Raw genomic sequence first — 16835 nt, 5'->3', positions numbered from 1 at the left:
TGATATTTTTTGTTATATGAGTTAAAATTTATATATTAAAGAAAATCGGTTTATCGATGGAGGGTTTTTATGCGTAATGATGTAGATGAAATGTTTGAAGTAAGTGATTTTGATGAAGATGTAAAACTTCGTGAGGAAATCTTAAAAGAAGTAAGAGAGCTGCAGTTAAGTGAAGACTGGAATGAGGATTTTAAAACAGTAATGGATATCCAAAGAAAATGGAGAAGAATCCATTATTGGGAATCCGCTTATGAAGATTCTTTGATGGAAGAGTTTGAACAGTTTGTAGATGGTTTCTTTGGGAAAAGAAATGCAGAGTATAAAGCACATGAAGATGTTAAAAAAGCATTAATTGAAAGAGCTCGTAAAGCTGCTGTGTCTGAGGACTGGAATAAAGCAAGTGAGGATATGAAAGTATTGATGGATGAGTGGAAGGCATGTCCATCTGCGGGAAGAGAAAAAGACGATGTTTTATGGGAAGAATTCAATAGCGAAAGACAGAAATTCTTTGACCGCAAGCATGCGCATTGGGAAGATATGCAGGCGAAATTTGAAGCTTCTCAAAAAGGAAAACAGGAATTAATAGAAAAAGCAGCTTCTTTAAAAGATAGCGAAGAATGGAAAAAAACAGGAGAAATCTTTAAAGAGCTTTTGGATGCATGGAAAGCATTTGGAAGTGCTGGTAAAGAGGAAGAGCAGTTATGGGAACAGTTCAATGCTTATCGCCAGGCGTTCTATGATAGAAGAAATGCACATTATAACACTCTTCGTGAAGAATTTGATGCTAAATATGAAGAAAAGCAGAAATTGCTGGAACAGGCTCGCAATATTGTAGAAACAAAAGAATATACACGTGAGAATACACAGAAAATGAAGGATTTAGGTGTTGAATGGAAAGGTGTTGGATCATGTGGAAAAGATAGAGAAGATACTATCTGGCAGGAATTCCGTTCTGTAATGGATGCATATTTCCATGGATTAAAAGAATGGAATGAACAAAAGCATGCGAACTGGAGAAATCGTATGTTAGATATTCGTAATCGAAAAGCAGATCTAATTTTAAAACAGAAACAGCAAATCAAACGTATGCAGGCAGATATGGTTGGTCTTTTAGGAGAAAGAGCAATTGCCGATATGGAAGATGCGATTGCGGATAAAGAAGCTTTCATTCAGGAATTAGAAGAAGAAATTGCTGATATCGATGCAAAACTTGAAAATGACAAATAAATAAATGCAAAAACCTGTCGCTATGACAGGTTTTTTGTTAGTTTGTATCTTTGCAGCAGTGAACATCACTGTCAATGGTATTTGCAAATACACGGATTTTAATTTTGCGGTTTTGACACATCCCCATATCGCAACGGCAGTTTTCTTCTGGCAAGACAAATGGAATACATTTAACATGAATATCTTTACATTCTTTTTCATGATGTGCAGGGATTGTTAGAAACTTTGTACCTAAAGAATGCTCTTTTTTGTATTCATCTTCTTCACTGACTGCGATAGCCAAAGCTACTCTTTTATCAGGGCATACATGTTTGATCGTAGTTTCAATTTCTAATAGTCTTCCCTGTGAGTGCAAATATACATCACCTGCGTTAACTTCAATGAAATCTTTACAGTGATCTAGCCATATTTCTTTTGGTTCAGGACAATTTTCTCCTATGACATCACCTCCACAATTTACTTGTACCATAGGTTCTGGGAAATCCACAACATTACCTTGTGTATCTTCATATAAAATAGATTCATTTACTTTTTTTAAGCCGGATGCAGTTCCAATGTGTCGAATATAAAATTCTAATACTGCATTTTCACTTTCTTTGACACCTAGAGCACTAATATTCCATTTAATGGTCTGTGAATCCATTATGATTGCAGTTCCTTTATCAGGTGCAAGAATACCGCTAATTGTAAAATCTGGCTGTATGATATCTTCTAATACAATATTTGTAGCTCCGGGCTGTGTAATATTCATTGCGAGATCTTCAAATAGTTTTTTCAAATCTTCTTCATTTGGGGTAAGTGCGACATGAGTAGCGTCAGGGTCACTTGCCCATTCATTCAAAGCATCTGCATCGACACCATCACTTCCTAAAAGTCCAATACAATAAATCTCAATACCCTGTGCTTTGGCATTTTGTGCAATAGGCGCAGGATCTAGTCCAATCGTTGTTTTTCCATCAGTAAACATGATCATGACTTTTTCATTGCTGGAAGCTGCATTGAATAAGTCAATTGCTTTTGTAAAAGCATCCGCATGATTTGTTCTTCCATTCGCATGAAGGCTGTCAATTGCTTGTTTTAAATCTGCAGTCGAGGTAATAAGCTGTGTTTCTTGTGTTGCTGTATCGGAAAAGCTGACAATACCGATATGACTTCCAGAACCAATTTGTCCACTTTCTCCCTGGGTAGATTCCTGAATAATATCAATGAATGCATCGGCTGCTATTTTCAGGTTTTCCAAAGCACTGACTTCCATACTTTTTGACTCATCCAATATAAGTACAATATCCACTGGATGGGTAATGATGTTAGGCGCTGCATTTAAAGACAGGGTAACTTTTAAAGTTTCATCACAGCTGATTTCCTGTTTGTCAATCGTTTTGTTTACACTTGTTATTCCCATAAAATCTCCTCCTTTTTATATTTCTGCATTATGATATGTAAAAAAAGAAACTATTGCCTCTTTTAGATGCCTAGAAAGCTTATTTTCTTATTGAAATCCTTTTCATCAATTTGTAATTATGATAAAATGACAAAGGAAATTAACGAGGTGAAGAAATATGAAAACAACATTAGTTGTACTTGCGGCTGGTATGGGAAGTCGCTATGGCGGATTAAAACAGATGGATCCATTAGGGCCAAATGGAGAAGCAATTTTAGAATTTTCTGCATATGATGCAATTCGTGCAGGATTTGATAAAATCGTTTTCATCATTAAAAAAGAAATGGAAAAAGATTTTATTGAATTAATCGGAAGCAAAATAGCAGAAAAAATTGAAGTGGAATATGTATTCCAGGGAATGGATTCTATGCTTCCTGAAGGATTTGAAATTCCAGAAGGTAGAACAAAACCTTGGGGTACTGCACATGCACTTTTATGCTGTAAAGATGTAGTGAAAGAACCATTTGCAATTATTAATGCGGATGATTTCTATGGAAAAGGTTCTTATCAGACATTGCATGATTATCTTGCGGATGAAACTCACAAACAGTATGCATTGGTTGGATATATTTTAGAAAATACGTTAACAGACAATGGAAGTGTGACTCGTGGAATCTGCCAGTCAAAAGATGGATTGTTAAGTGAAGTAAAAGAATGTGCGAAAATTGAGAAACATGATTGTGGTGTACAGTATTTTGAAAATGATGAATGGGTAGATGTTGATGCGAAATCTTTAGTATCTATGAATATGTGGGGATTCTATCCAGATTTCATTGAAAAAATCGAAGAGAAGTTCCATGTTTTCCTAGAAGAAAAAGTGAAAGAAAATCCAATGAAAGCAGAATTTTTAATTCCAGTTGTTGTCGATGAACTTATTAAAGAAGGAAATGTCGATGTTAAATTGTTAAGCAGTGATGAAAAATGGTTTGGGGTAACTTATCAGGAAGATAAGCCAAATGTAAAAGCAGGAATTAAAAATCTAGTTGATAAAAACGAATATCCAAATGGACTTTGGAAATAAAGAAAAAGCCGATATGTTTTTCTGACATATCGGCTTTTTTACTTATCAGCTGTTACAGGTTCTGCAATCTTGCTGCATTCATAAGAAATCTTTTTAAACATATTGTCATAGTATTCTTCCATATTTGTAAGGGCATCAAATAGATATGTGATTTGACGAAAGATATTTCCTTTTTTTAAATCTAAGAGAATTTCTAAAGTACAAGTTCCATCTGTATTAGGATGAAATGTAAAGGAAGTGGTATATACTTTTTTAGAACTGGAACCTACAGGGTAGTTTTTCAGTACAATTTTTTTGGATGTGTTTTTGATAATTGTGAACTGTTCAATAGCGCCATCACCATAATCTTCAATCCAGTTTTGTTCATCTAATTTACGATATTCTTTATATTTACGGATATTATGCTGTTTGGGATTCATGATGACATAGCGAATATCTTCTTCTTTAAAAGGAAGAGTTCTGACATTTTCTTTTTTTGGTTTCATATTGACCTCCCCTTGATAACATTTTAATCCTAGCATGAAAACGGTTAAAATGCTATTGATAAATGTACTTTATTGTATTTTAAAAGTTTGTTTATATAAATCGATAGTAATGGTTGTTCCATCTTCAAAAACAGTTTTTTGAAGATGAGGATCGTGATGAATAAATTCATGATGCACCATTTTCTGATAAGCTACTTTTTCCTGCAGCTGGGCTACGATCTGGCAGCGTTTTATACATTCTTCTTCTGACAGTTTTTCATATTCATTTTCAAACATGCCATCTGTATTAGGATATGCTGCATCTTTTCTTAAATAAGCTCCTCCACCATTCAATAATGCATATAACATAAAGTCATCTCCACCTTTTTGTTTTTCCATTGGCCAGGGAATAAGTACGCAGTCATGGTAGACTAAATTAAATAATGGAACTGGAATTCCTTTTCTTGGTTCACTGGAAGCATGCATTTGAAAATCATAAGGTGCATAATGACAATATACAAGTTGAGAAAGAGCCCATTCATTAACTTCCTCGCTGCTAGGCAAGATACCCTGGCTTTGCATATAAGAGAAGCATTCCAGTCGATTATCCAGACATTGTCTGCGGGAAACAGGGTGGTATGGATGAATGCATTCATCTGGTTCATTGCATGTAAATACATCAAGATAACTGCCTTCTAAATGAATATTGTGAGCTAAGATTTCTGTATAATTTCGTTTTACATACAATGGGGCAAAAGCAGAACATAAATAATCCTGATGACCTCCTGCCCAAGATGCGTGAGATGGCCGTTTAGCATTTGCTGTATGCACACTGTAAGCTGGATCATAAGAAGCAGCCCGATGATAATAATCACGATATTGATCGTGAAGTCCCAGCATATAATTGCAGTTTTTTATCGTGTCGCTTAAGGCTTTCAAACCTTCCCATCCTCCGGCTTCTTCGCATGCAGGAAGAATATCTGGATGGTTGTTGTCATATCCATATTGTGCCCATCCATCTAAGTGAAGGTAAAGCTTTTTTATTCCTTGTTTTTTATAATGTAAAATTTCTTCTGCACGCTTTGAAAAAGAAGTTATGGAATTGTTTTTTTCAGGATCTTTTTGATCATAAAATGAAGAATCTTTTTGTACAAAGGTTTTAATTCCCATATGAACAAAGCCACTTCCAATAAGTTTATCTACAAGAGGATTTTTTGCACATTTTTCTTTTAATGTGGTTACTTTTCCTTTTTCTTCTGCATATAGACGATATTCTTTGCAAAGTGTATTGTAATCGCAGTTTTGATAAAAGTGCATCTGCATTTTTCTAGGATAGCACATATGTCCCATACTAGGCAGCCAGCGAAGAAATAAATTTGTATAAGGTCCATTGGCAGGGTGCTCTACACTATAAGCACAGTCCCAGTACGTTTCACAGATACACATATATCCATTGCGGTTTTTAATTTGTCCAAACCATGGCATATAAGCACTGGAAGAAGCAAACTGTCCATCAAAGGGAAGCTTTGTTAATTCTTCTTTCCATGTATTTGGTAAAAGCAGTCCCTGCTGTAAATTTAAAAGTGAATACCAATGAGAATCGTATGCTTCAAATTCCATAGGGGAAGGCCACACAACTTCTTTAATGTTTTTATCTTCTTTTATTGGAATCCATTCAAAATGTAAAGTTCCATTACGATATTCACTCCATATTATTGTATCAAATGCAAGACCATCATCTAAATAATGTGTTAAAATGCCTTCTCCTATACCATTTTTGTAGGGGATATGAGAAATGCTTTTTATATCATGAAAATAAAGTTTTCTTTCATCAGTGAGAAGATAGGCACGATACTTTTGTGTGATCCAGTTTGTATCTGGTGTATGAATTTTTATCTGCAGTGTATCTTCTTTAAAGTTAAATGTTAAGTTTTTCCAGTTCCATTCCATAAATCATACCTCTTGTTCTTTTGTAATATCATACTATGCATATGAATAGATTACAAATATTTATGAAAATGAAAGTATATTTTATGTTATACTTTTTCATAGCAGCAGGAAAGAAGGAATGTTATGAAAACATTATATTTGAGTGATTTAGATGGGACATTATTAAATGATGACAGCAAACTAAGTGAAAAAACAATACGGATTATAAATTCACTGGTAGAGCAGGGAGAACATATTTCTTTTGCGACAGCACGTTCCATGCTTTCTGCACAATCTGTTATTCAGGGTTTAAAGTTAAGAGATGGGGTTATTGTATATAATGGTGTATATATATTAGAACCTTCCAGTAAAAAGGTCTTACATGAACGTTTATTTTCAAAAGAAGAAGCACAGAAGCTTTTGGAATTGTTTACACAATATGGGCTTCATCCCTTTGTTTATACATATATTGATGGAGTTGAAAAAGTGTTATATGAGAAACATGAATTTCATGAAGGTGCGGCCCATTATCGATACAGTAGAAAAAATGATCCTCGTTTTATAGAACTAGATAATCGAAAGGATTTGCTTCAGGGAGATATTTTTTATTTTACGATCATTGATGATAAAGAAAATTTAGATGATGTATATGAGGTTTTAGAAAATACATGTTCTTTTATGATCGTTTATCAACAAGAAAGAAATCGTGAGGAATACTGGCTGGAAGTAATGCCTAAAAAGGCTAGCAAAGCGGATGCGATGCTTCGTTTAAAAGAAAAAGAAGGGTTTGATGAAGTTATTTGCTTTGGTGATGCTGCCAACGATATAGAAATGTTTAAAGCAAGTGATGCCTGTTATGCAGTAAGCAATGCAATTGATGAAATAAAAGCATTGGCAGATGGAGTTATTGGTTCCAATAATGAGGATGCTGTTGCATTGTGGATACAGGAAGATGTAAATAGAAGAAAAAAGAGGGAAGCTGCTTCTTCTTGTATGAAAAAGGAAAAAATTTGATTATTATGAGAAGAAATGCTAATATAATGGTGTTTCACATTAAATTACATGAAAAAATGAGGAGAGATTGCTTATATGGACTCGGAACTGGGTGTTCAAATTCTAATTTTAATTATACTTTTGTTTTTATCTGGATTCTTTTCTTCTGCAGAAACTTCACTGATTTCAGTCAGTAAAATGAAAATGCGTGCTTTGGCAGAAGAAGGAAATCATCGAGCACAGAAGGTACTTGATATTACAGAAGATTCTTCCAAAATGTTAAGTGCTATTTTAATTGGAAATAACTTGGTAAATACATTTGCAGCCTCTATTACTGCAACAATAGCATATTCTTTTGGGGGCTATGCAGTTAGTATTGCCACGTTTATCATCACATTGCTTATTTTGATTTTTGGAGAGATTACACCAAAAACGATTGCAACACAGCATAATGAAGGGATGGCCTTGTTTTATGCAGGCATTATTTCCTTTTTAATGACAGTTTTAACACCAATTATTGTTGTTATTAACTTTGTTTCAAAAATAATATTGAAGCTGTTTCGTATTGATATGAATAAAAGTACACAGAGAATGACAGAAAATGAATTGCGTACGATTGTGGATGTGAGTCATGAAGAAGGTGTCATTGAAACAGATGAAAAAGAAATGATTAACAATGTGTTTGATTTAGGAGATGCCAAAGCGAAGGAAGTTATGGTTCCTAGAATTCATGTTGTCTTTGCTGAAATTGGAACGAGTTATGAAGAATTAATAGCGATTTTTAGAAAAGAAAAATTTACACGCCTTCCTATATATCAGGGAACTACTGATAACGTTGTTGGAACGATCAACATGAAAGATCTTCTGTTATATAAAGATAACATGAAAGATTTTAAAATCAGCAAGATTTTGCGTAAGCCTTATTTTACATATGAAAATCAAAAAGTTTCTGATCTTTTAGTAGAAATGCGTAAGACTTCTATTAATATCGCAATTGTATTGGATGAATATGGAGAAACTTCCGGTCTGATTACACTTGAAGATATTCTAGAAGAAATTGTAGGGGAAATTCATGACGAATATGACGAACATGAAGAGGAGTATATTCGTAAAGTTAAAGATCGTGAATATATCATTAAAGGTTTTGTTAGCTTGAATGATTTAAATGATGAATTGGATTTAGATTTAGAATCAGAAGATTTTGATTCGATTGGTGGTTTGATTATTGATAAGTTGAATCGTCTTCCACAATTGCATGATCGAATTGTATTAGAGGATGGCACAATTTTAGAAGTTCATCAGCTTTTGAAAAATCGTATTGAAGAAGTACATTTAATTTTACCGCAGCCTAAGGCTGAAGATGAAGAGAATAAGGAAGATAAATGATAACAAAAACAGCAGATTTCCTGCTGTTTTTTGCTATTCAAAGGGATATTTCATATTCCATTGTTTTCGTATGGTATCCATAAGTTTCATGATATGAAGAGTTACGTGGTGTGGCATTTGTGGACATTCAAGCTTGTTTTCTTTCAGTGCATCATAACATGCTAGTACTTCATATTCATAACCTGTAATCTGAGAGGGAATGGTATATGTTTCTATAAGTTGATGGTCTTTATTAAAGCGTTCAATTTTTTCTGGATTGTTGATATTGGTTATGGTGAGATAGCCATCTTCTCCATAAATATATCCCATGCGATCAGTTGGCGTAAGCATGCTGGCATGTAAAACAGCAATTTTCTTATCTTTCCAATATAACGTGATACTGTCTAATAAATCGACTCCCTGAGTAGACATCACAGCATGTGCTTTGACATCACTTACATCCTCACCAAATGCCATCATGGCAAAGTTTAAGGTATAGATACCAACATCTAATAAAGCACCTCCTGCCAACTCTGGATTGCTCATACGTGGTACATCTTTTATTGGATATCCCAGATTGGCTTGAATAGAATGAACCTCTCCAAGAACTTTAGATTCTACAATTGATTTAATAATTGTTCTTGAAGGCATATATCTGGTCCAGATAGCTTCACTAATAAAAACTTTTTGTTTCTTTGCAAGACTTAATAGTTCTTCTGCCTGTTTGGCATTGGCAGTGAATGATTTTTCACACAATACAGGTTTATGATGAAGAATACATAGTTTGGCATGCTCATAATGATGAGAATGTGGGGTAGCAATATAAATCAAATCAATCTGTTCATCTTTAACAAGTTCTTCATAACTTCCATATGCAGCAGGTATATGGTATTTAGAGGCAAAAGCTTCTGCTTTTTCTAAATTTCTTGATGCAACAGCATATAAAGAAATGTCTGGATGTTTCATTTTCTTTATGGTATCCGCCATGATATGTGCAATATTTCCTGTACCTAGGATTGCAAAATTCATTAGTTTTCCTCCTTGTCAATTTTACAGTATGATTATAACAGAGATCGGTCTTACATTCGATAAAATTATGTCCTCTTTCTTTGGGTAAAAATTTCTTGGATAAAAGGATTGAAGCTTTATAGGGGATATGTTAAAATGAAAACAGTTATACAACTGACGGAAGTAGAATTGACTACATGGAGTATAATTATAACAAGAGCCGACCGTCTGGGCATTTCATATTTGAAGAGCACAGAGAAAATCGGCTCTTTTTGTACAATTGCAGATAAATGATGGCGATGATTGTCATATATTTATCGAAACTACATGTTTATAGTGTTATAACAGGAGGAAAAGACATGAGTGTAGAAAAGAAAGCATGGGAAGGATTTAGTGGACGTATCTGGAAAGAAGAAGTCAATGTTCGTGATTTTATTCAGAATAACTATAAGCCTTATGATGGTGATGAGTCCTTTATGGCTGAACCGACAAAGGCAACGATGACTTTGTGGGATGAGTTACAAAAACTGCAAAAAGAAGAACGTGCAAAAGGCGGCGTTCTTGATATGGAGACAGAAATTGTTTCTTCTTTAACTGCGTATGGTCCAGGTTATATTAAAGAAGAATTGAAAGATTTGGAAAAAGTTGTAGGTCTTCAAACAGATAAACCGTTAAAACGTGCCTTTATGCCTTATGGTGGTATTAAAATGGCAGAAGAAGCATGTACAACTTATGGTTATACACCAAGTGAAAAACTGCATGAAATCTTTACAAAATATCATAAAACACATAACCAGGCAGTGTTTGATGCTTATACACCTGAAATGCGTCTTGCACGTCGTAATAAAATCGTAACTGGATTGCCAGATACTTATGGACGCGGTCGTATTGTTGGGGATTACCGTCGTGTTGCATTATATGGTGTTGATTATCTGATTGAACAGAAAGAAAAAGATTTGGCAAATTGTGGCTGTGGTACGATGAGTGATGATATCATTCGTCAGCGTGAAGAATTAGCGGAACAAATTAAAGCATTACGTGGAATGAAAGAGATGGCAGCAATTTATGGCTTTGATATCAGTAAACCGGCAACAAATGCAAAAGAAGCATTCCAGTGGTTATACTTTGGATATTTAGCTGCAATTAAAACACAGAATGGAGCAGCAATGTCTGTTGGACGTGTATCTACTTTCTTAGATATTTATATTGAACGAGATTTAGAAAAAGGAATTTTAAATGAAAGTGAAGCACAGGAATTAGTAGATCATATGACAATGAAATTCCGTATGGTTAAATTTGCACGTATTCCTTCTTACAATCAGTTATTCTCTGGAGATCCTGTTTGGGCAACTTTAGATGTAGCTGGTTTAGGTATGGATGGAAGACATATGGTTACAAAAACATGTTATCGTTTCCTTCACACATTAGAAAACATGGGGCCTTCTCCAGAACCAAACTTAACTGTTTTATACTCCAGCAATCTTCCAGAAGCATTTAAGAAATATGCTGCAAAAGTATCCATTGCGACAAGTTCTGTACAGTATGAAAATGATGATGTCATGCGTCCTGTATGGGGTGATGATTATGCGGTATGCTGCTGTGTATCCGCAACACAGACAGGAAAAGAAATGCAGTTTTTTGGAGCACGTGCCAACCTTGCGAAATGTTTATTATACGCAATTAATGGCGGTGTAGATGAAAAAACAAAAGTACAGGTTGGACCGGAATACAAAGCTATCACAAGTGAATATTTGGATTATGATGAAGTTATGCATCGTTATGATGTCATGATGGAATGGCTGGCAGATTTATATGTAAATATTTTAAATCTGATTCAGTACATGCATGATAAATATTATTATGAAGCAACACAGATGGCTTTGATCGATACCAATGTAAGACGTACATTCGCAACAGGTATTGCAGGATTCTCTCATGTAGTGGATTCTTTAAGTGCTATTAAATATGCGAAAGTAAAAACAATTCGTGATGAAAATGGACTGGTTGTGGATTATGAAGTAGAAGGAGATTTTCCTCGTTATGGAAACGATGATGATCGTGCAGATGATATTGCGGTATGGTTATTAAAAACATTTATGGAAAAAATTGAAAAACGCCACACATATCGTAATTCAGAACCTACAACTTCTATTTTGACAATTACTTCTAATGTTGTGTATGGAAAAGCAACTGGTGCAATGCCAGATGGAAGAAAAGCAGGAGAACCATTATCACCAGGTGCAAACCCTTCTTATGGTGCAGAGCAGAATGGTTTACTGGCTTCTTTAAACTCTGTCGCAAAACTTCCTTATGAATATGCGTTAGATGGAATTAGTAATACGCAGACAATCAATCCAGGTGCATTAGGACATGATGAAACAGAACGTGTAGAAAATCTTGTACGTGCAATGGATGGATATTTTGATCAGGGTGCACACCACTTAAATGTTAACGTCTTTGGTGTGGAAAAATTAAAAGATGCTATGGAACACCCAGAAAAAGAAGAATATGCAAACTTTACGATTCGAGTTTCTGGATATGCAGTTAAATTTATTGATTTAACACGTGAACAGCAGTTAGATGTAATTTCTAGAACTTGTCATTCACATCTGTAAAATAAGCAAAAGGTCTGTAAACAATGCAGACCTTTTTACAAAAAGGAGAAGATGCTATGGAAAATATAAAAGGGGCAGTTCATTCAATTGAAACGTTTGGCTCTGTAGATGGACCAGGGATAAGATATGTGATTTTTATGCAGGGTTGTAAAATGCGTTGTCAGTTTTGTCATAATGCGGATACATGGAAAATAGAAGAACCGAAGGAAACCGCTGAGGAAGTGTTAAAAAAAGCTTTACGCTATCGTCCTTACTGGAAAGATAAAGGGGGAATTACGGTAAGTGGAGGAGAGCCTTTATTACAAATTGATTTTTTACTTTCTTTATTTCAACAGGCGAAAAAACAAGGAATCCATACGGTAATCGACACATGTGGAAATCCTTTCACAAAACAAGAACCATTCTTTTCTAAATTTCAAGAACTTCTAAAACTAACGGATTTATTTTTGCTGGATATTAAACATATTGATGATGACAAGCATAAAGAATTAACTGGCTGGGGAAATGAAAATATTTTAGAAATGGCACAGTATTTATCTGCTGTGAAAAAACCGGTATGGATTCGTCATGTGCTTGTACCACAAAGAAATGATGAAGATGAACAATTAAAAAGATTAGATGAATTTATTAAAACATTAGATAATGTGGATAGAGTAGAAGTTCTTCCTTATCATACATTAGGAGTATATAAGTGGAAAGAATTAGGTATGGAATATCCATTAGAAGGGATAGAGCCACCTACAAAAGAACAGGTCGAATACGCCAGAAAACTTTTGCACTGCGATGATTATAATGAATATAAAAAATAAAACTATGGGCTATTGTAATATATTATGTAATAGCTTTTTTTAACTGCTTCTATATATTTTTTAAACATGTTTAAGGTATAATGATATTAACGATGGTAATCTTTTTGAAATGGAGAAGAAATCATGTGGAATTTATAGCTTTTGAAAAAGTGATTGTATATTTTTCAAGAATAGATTGTTTAATATAATGATGAAAAATATTTACTTGTTCAGCTATAATTTTAGAAACAGAATTTTATTAAAGAGGTGATATGTATGGCTTTTGATTTTAAAAAAGAATATAAAGAAATGTATATGCCAAAGAAAACTCCAAATATAATTGAGATACCTAAAATGAATTATTTGGCGGTAAGAGGAAATGGTGATCCAAATCAGGAAGATGGAGACTATCAAAAATCAATTGAATTGTTATACGCAGTTGCTTATACCATTCGAATGAGTTATAAAGGAACATATAAAATTAAGGGGTTTTTTGAATATGTTGTTCCGCCTTTGGAAGGCTTTTGGTGGCAGGAAAATGTAAAGGGAATGGATTATCATCAAAAGAATGATTTATGTTTTATATCTATCATAAGACTTCCAGATTTTGTCAAAAAAGAGGATTTTGAATGGGCTATTGAAGAAGCAACAAGGAAGAAAAAGAAAGACTTTTCAAAAGTAGAATTTTTGACCTATGAAGAAGGAACTTGTGTTCAATGCATGCATATAGGTTCTTATGATGATGAGCCTGCAACGGTTAAGCTTATGCATGAATATGCCTATGCACAGGGATATGAATTAGATATAAACGATGAAAGATTTCATCATGAAATATACATAAGTGATCCAAGAAAAGGTGATAAAAGTAAATTAAAGACAGTTATAAGACACCCTGTAAAGAAAATAGAAGAAGATTCTTAGTATACTGTTGGAAGTGGAAATATATTTGATTATTTGAGAAAAGTCATCATTGAGGTATTATCTTTGTTTTAATAAGTTTAACAGGAAAGGAAATTAAAATAGTTTTGAGGTAGGTATATGAATATTAGAATTGCGACTGCATCTGATTTATCAAGAATAGCTGAAATATATGTTTTTAATAATCGTATAAACTATTTACCAATTTTTAAAGATGTGGAATATTCCTTTAAAAAATTGCAGGTGATTTCTATTTCTAATGATTATTTTGGAAGGGAAGATGTACGAAAGAATATTTATGTTTATGATGATGGAATAATAAAAGGATTTGTTCAAGTGGATAAAACAGAAATCATCAAATTATATGTAGATACTTTTTTTCAGAAGGAAGGTATTGGGAGTAAACTTATTCAATATGTAATAGATAAACATCATGTGGATAATCTTTGGGTTCTAGAAAAAAATAGGAAAGCAATTACTTTCTATAACAGGCATGGATTTTTCTTTGAAGGTGAAATGAAATTTGAAGAGGGCACATCAGAAAAGTTATTGCGGTTTATAAGAAAACATTCTTAAGATATAAGTGGGAAATGTTATATACATAACAATGAAAGAAAGTTCATATACTGATGATATTTTGCAAGAGTTATAGTTTTATGGAGGAGATAAATAATGGAAGAATTTGTTGGATTTTTTGTAAAGTTGGCTACTGTTTTTTTGATTATAGTACGTTTAATCGTACCAGTTTGCATCGTTGTTAGTACGGTGTATCTTGTAAAGATTTATAAATACTTGACTAATAAATAAAAACATATAGTGAAATCGAAAAGTCTTATAAGATGTAAAGCATGCATATCGTTAAGGGGACAATGTTCCTCTTTTTTTATATATAACAGTATATAACACTTGACAACAGTTATTTGCTGTTCTATACTGTTTATAGAAAGAAGGATGTTAGATATGAGGATTATTATAAATAATTCATTAATGATACCTATATATGAGCAGATTGTAGACCAAATTAAGACACAAATTCGAAATGGAGAGTTAAAGGAAAATGATAACTTGCCATCTGTACGTGGACTTTCAAAGGAACTTAAAATAAGTGCTTTAACTGTGAAGAAAGCTTATGATACTTTAGAAACAGAGGGATTTGTAATAACAGTTCATGGAAAGGGAACTTATGTAGCCGCAACCAATAAGGAGCGTTTACTGGAGGAACAGCGAAAAGAGGTCGAAATGGATTTAGAAAGGGCAATCCAAAAAGGTAGACGCTGTGGAATAAGTGATGAAGATATAAGAAGCATATTTGAAATCATATTGGAGGGATAAGAAATGTTACAAATTGAAAACGTAAGAAAAAACTATGATAATTTTTCTTTGAATTGTAGTTTGGAAGTAAAAAAAGGACAGATTACAGGTCTTATTGGACAAAATGGGGCAGGGAAAAGTACAACCTTTAAGGCGATATTAGGGTTGATTTCGATTGATGATGGTACAATTCGCCTGTTAGGAAAGGATATAAAAGATTTTACTGCTGCAGATAGAGAAGATTTAGGTGTTGTTCTTTCAGATTCTGGGTTTAGTGGCTATTTAACCATTAACGATATTCTACCTGTTTTAAAAAACTTATATAAAGACTTTAATGTGTCATTTTTTATGAAACAAGTGCAAAAATTTCAACTTCCTCTTACAAAAAAAATCAAAGAATTTTCCACTGGAATGAAAGCTAAGCTAAAGGTTTTGGTTGCGATTTCTCATAATGCGAAAGTATTGATTTTGGATGAGCCTACTTCTGGATTAGATGTGATTGCCAGAGATGACATTCTTGAGATGTTAAGAGAGTTTATGGAAAAGGATGAGGAACGTGCTATCTTAATTAGTTCTCATATTTCTTCTGACTTGGAAACTTTGTGTGATGATTTATATATGATACATGAAGGAAGTGTAATTTTACATGAAGATACAGATGTTTTGTTAAGTGATTATGCATTACTAAAAGTTAATGATGAACAATTTTATAAATTGGATAAACAATATCTTTTAAGAATAAAGAAAGAAACTTATGGATATAGCTGTTTAACAAATCAAAAACAATACTATATGGAAAACTATCCAGATATAGCAGTTGATAAAGGAACGATTGATGAAGCTATTATGATGATGATTCGAGGTGAAAAGTTATGAAGGGGTTACTAATAAAAGATTTTAAGTTAATAAAGATGCATAGAAACTATTTTGCTATGATTATTGCTATTGCTTTTGTTATTTCTTTGCTTACAGAAGATACTACGTTTATGCTTGGATTTATTTCTTTTATAACATCGATGTTTACAATTAGTACGATCAGTTATGATGAATTTGATAATGGGAATGCTTTTTTATTCACACTTCCTATTGATCGTAAAAAATATGCAGCAGAAAAGTATGTGTTTGGGATGTTACTTGGAGGATGTTCTTTGTTTCTAGCCATCATACTGGCTATAATTCTTAATTTAATTGAAAAGAGTGACACAATCAGTAATATATTGATTAGTGGGGGTATGCTTTTACCATTTATACTTCTTTTATTGTCAATTTTGATACCCTTTCAACTAAAATTTGGTAGTGAAAAAGGAAGAATTGTGATTTCAGCAGTATTTAGTATTGTATTTCTTATTAGTTTTGTATTAGGAAAATCAATAGGTATGCTGGGAATTAATATAGCGGAAGTTATAAATCGTATATCGCTTTTAGGTGCTGGAGGTCTATTCATATTGATTTTTGTAATTTCCATGATAGTTGTATTATTTTCGATGAAAGTGAGTATCTCTGTTATGAACAAAAAAGAATTTTAAGGAATACCGTTATGGATTTTACAATATTGGCTGTAGTAATACTGCTTTGTGGAGGTATTCCGTTGAGAAATAAGATATATAAAGCCCGAAAAGAGGAAAAGAAAGATTCTAGGAAAAATTAGAAAAACGTTTATACGAGGAGAATGTATGGTGAAAAAGAATTTGTATAAAATACTTTAAAGATAAAATAAATAAAGAAAGACAGTTTTAAGATTTCTAAAATTGTCTT

Annotated in this window: 15 protein-coding genes and 1 riboswitch; of the genes, 11 read left to right on the top strand and 4 right to left on the bottom strand. The window is 33.3% G+C overall.

Annotated elements, in window-relative coordinates; genetic code table 11:
- Positions 1-69: 69 nt before the first annotated feature.
- Entirely contained in the window at positions 70-1227 is a 1158-nt protein-coding gene (locus A9CBEGH2_RS06780) for a DUF349 domain-containing protein (protein ID WP_115715475.1), read from the top strand.
- 37 nt (positions 1228-1264) lie between these two features.
- Here the strand turns inward: A9CBEGH2_RS06780 and A9CBEGH2_RS06775 are convergent, their stop codons facing one another.
- Positions 1265-2629 carry a vWA domain-containing protein gene (locus A9CBEGH2_RS06775; protein WP_118276936.1) on the bottom strand — a complete coding sequence of 455 codons (1365 nt, stop codon included), beginning with the start codon at positions 2627-2629 and terminating at the stop codon, positions 1265-1267.
- Positions 2630-2786: 157 nt separating this feature from the next.
- Here A9CBEGH2_RS06775 and A9CBEGH2_RS06770 point away from each other — a divergent pair, with 157 nt between their 5' ends.
- The gene (locus A9CBEGH2_RS06770; protein ID WP_115715473.1) at positions 2787-3689 is read left to right on the top strand and encodes a nucleotidyltransferase family protein; all 903 of its coding nucleotides are present in this window, start codon (positions 2787-2789) and stop codon (positions 3687-3689) included.
- Between the two features lie 38 nt (positions 3690-3727).
- Here A9CBEGH2_RS06770 and A9CBEGH2_RS06765 read toward each other — a convergent pair whose 3' ends face one another.
- A complete protein-coding gene (locus tag A9CBEGH2_RS06765; protein WP_115715472.1) occupies positions 3728-4174 on the bottom strand; it encodes a hypothetical protein in 447 nt (148 codons plus the stop codon).
- Positions 4175-4243: 69 nt separating this feature from the next.
- Positions 4244-6103: a DUF5696 domain-containing protein gene (locus A9CBEGH2_RS06760; RefSeq protein ID WP_163104461.1), complete on the bottom strand. Its 1860-nt coding sequence runs from the start codon at positions 6101-6103 to the stop codon at positions 4244-4246.
- A 123-nt stretch (positions 6104-6226) separates the two neighbouring features.
- On the opposite strand from A9CBEGH2_RS06760, the gene A9CBEGH2_RS06755 reads away from it, so the two are divergent.
- Together A9CBEGH2_RS06755 and A9CBEGH2_RS06750 are read left to right on the top strand one after the other, a co-directional pair.
- Positions 6227-7096, top strand: coding sequence for an HAD family hydrolase (locus tag A9CBEGH2_RS06755; RefSeq protein WP_118276935.1), 870 nt, complete (start codon positions 6227-6229; stop codon positions 7094-7096).
- 75 nt (positions 7097-7171) lie between these two features.
- A complete protein-coding gene (locus A9CBEGH2_RS06750) occupies positions 7172-8461 on the top strand; it encodes an HlyC/CorC family transporter (RefSeq protein ID WP_115715469.1) in 1290 nt (429 codons plus the stop codon).
- A 33-nt stretch (positions 8462-8494) separates the two neighbouring features.
- On the opposite strand, the gene A9CBEGH2_RS06745 is transcribed toward A9CBEGH2_RS06750, so the two are convergent.
- Entirely contained in the window at positions 8495-9469 is a 975-nt protein-coding gene (locus A9CBEGH2_RS06745; RefSeq protein ID WP_118276934.1) for a Gfo/Idh/MocA family protein, read from the bottom strand.
- Between the two features lie 139 nt (positions 9470-9608).
- Positions 9609-9689, top strand: a riboswitch (ZMP/ZTP riboswitch).
- A gap of 118 nt (positions 9690-9807) precedes the next feature.
- On the opposite strand from A9CBEGH2_RS06745, the gene pflB reads away from it, so the two are divergent.
- From pflB to A9CBEGH2_RS06710, 7 genes are all read left to right on the top strand, one after another.
- On the top strand, positions 9808-12063 hold the full coding sequence (pflB, locus tag A9CBEGH2_RS06740; protein ID WP_118362018.1) for a formate C-acetyltransferase: 2256 nt from the start codon (positions 9808-9810) through the stop codon (positions 12061-12063).
- A gap of 56 nt (positions 12064-12119) precedes the next feature.
- On the top strand, positions 12120-12872 hold the full coding sequence (gene pflA, locus A9CBEGH2_RS06735; RefSeq protein WP_115716089.1) for a pyruvate formate-lyase-activating protein: 753 nt from the start codon (positions 12120-12122) through the stop codon (positions 12870-12872).
- A 255-nt stretch (positions 12873-13127) separates the two neighbouring features.
- Complete coding sequence (locus A9CBEGH2_RS06730; RefSeq protein ID WP_163104459.1) at positions 13128-13772, top strand: GyrI-like domain-containing protein; 645 nt, start codon at positions 13128-13130, stop codon at positions 13770-13772.
- Between the two features lie 117 nt (positions 13773-13889).
- Complete coding sequence (locus tag A9CBEGH2_RS06725; protein ID WP_118276930.1) at positions 13890-14345, top strand: GNAT family N-acetyltransferase; 456 nt, start codon at positions 13890-13892, stop codon at positions 14343-14345.
- A gap of 384 nt (positions 14346-14729) precedes the next feature.
- Complete coding sequence (locus A9CBEGH2_RS06720) at positions 14730-15101, top strand: GntR family transcriptional regulator (protein ID WP_115715464.1); 372 nt, start codon at positions 14730-14732, stop codon at positions 15099-15101.
- A gap of 3 nt (positions 15102-15104) precedes the next feature.
- Positions 15105-15956 (top strand): ABC transporter ATP-binding protein, encoded by an 852-nt coding sequence (locus A9CBEGH2_RS06715; protein ID WP_163104457.1) that lies wholly within the window; start codon positions 15105-15107, stop codon positions 15954-15956.
- Positions 15953-16606, top strand: a complete 654-nt coding sequence (locus A9CBEGH2_RS06710; RefSeq protein ID WP_163104455.1) for an ABC-2 transporter permease — start codon at positions 15953-15955, stop codon at positions 16604-16606. The genes A9CBEGH2_RS06715 and A9CBEGH2_RS06710 overlap by 4 nt, the downstream gene beginning before the upstream one ends.
- The last annotated feature ends 229 nt before the right edge of the window (positions 16607-16835 follow it).

Origin of the sequence: Amedibacterium intestinale (genome assembly GCF_010537335.1) — a bacterium.
Lineage (GTDB): Bacteria > Bacillota_I > Bacilli_A > Erysipelotrichales > Erysipelotrichaceae > Amedibacterium > Amedibacterium intestinale.
Note: the sequence above shows the minus strand (reverse complement) of the source record. Positions and strands in the feature narration are given on the sequence as shown.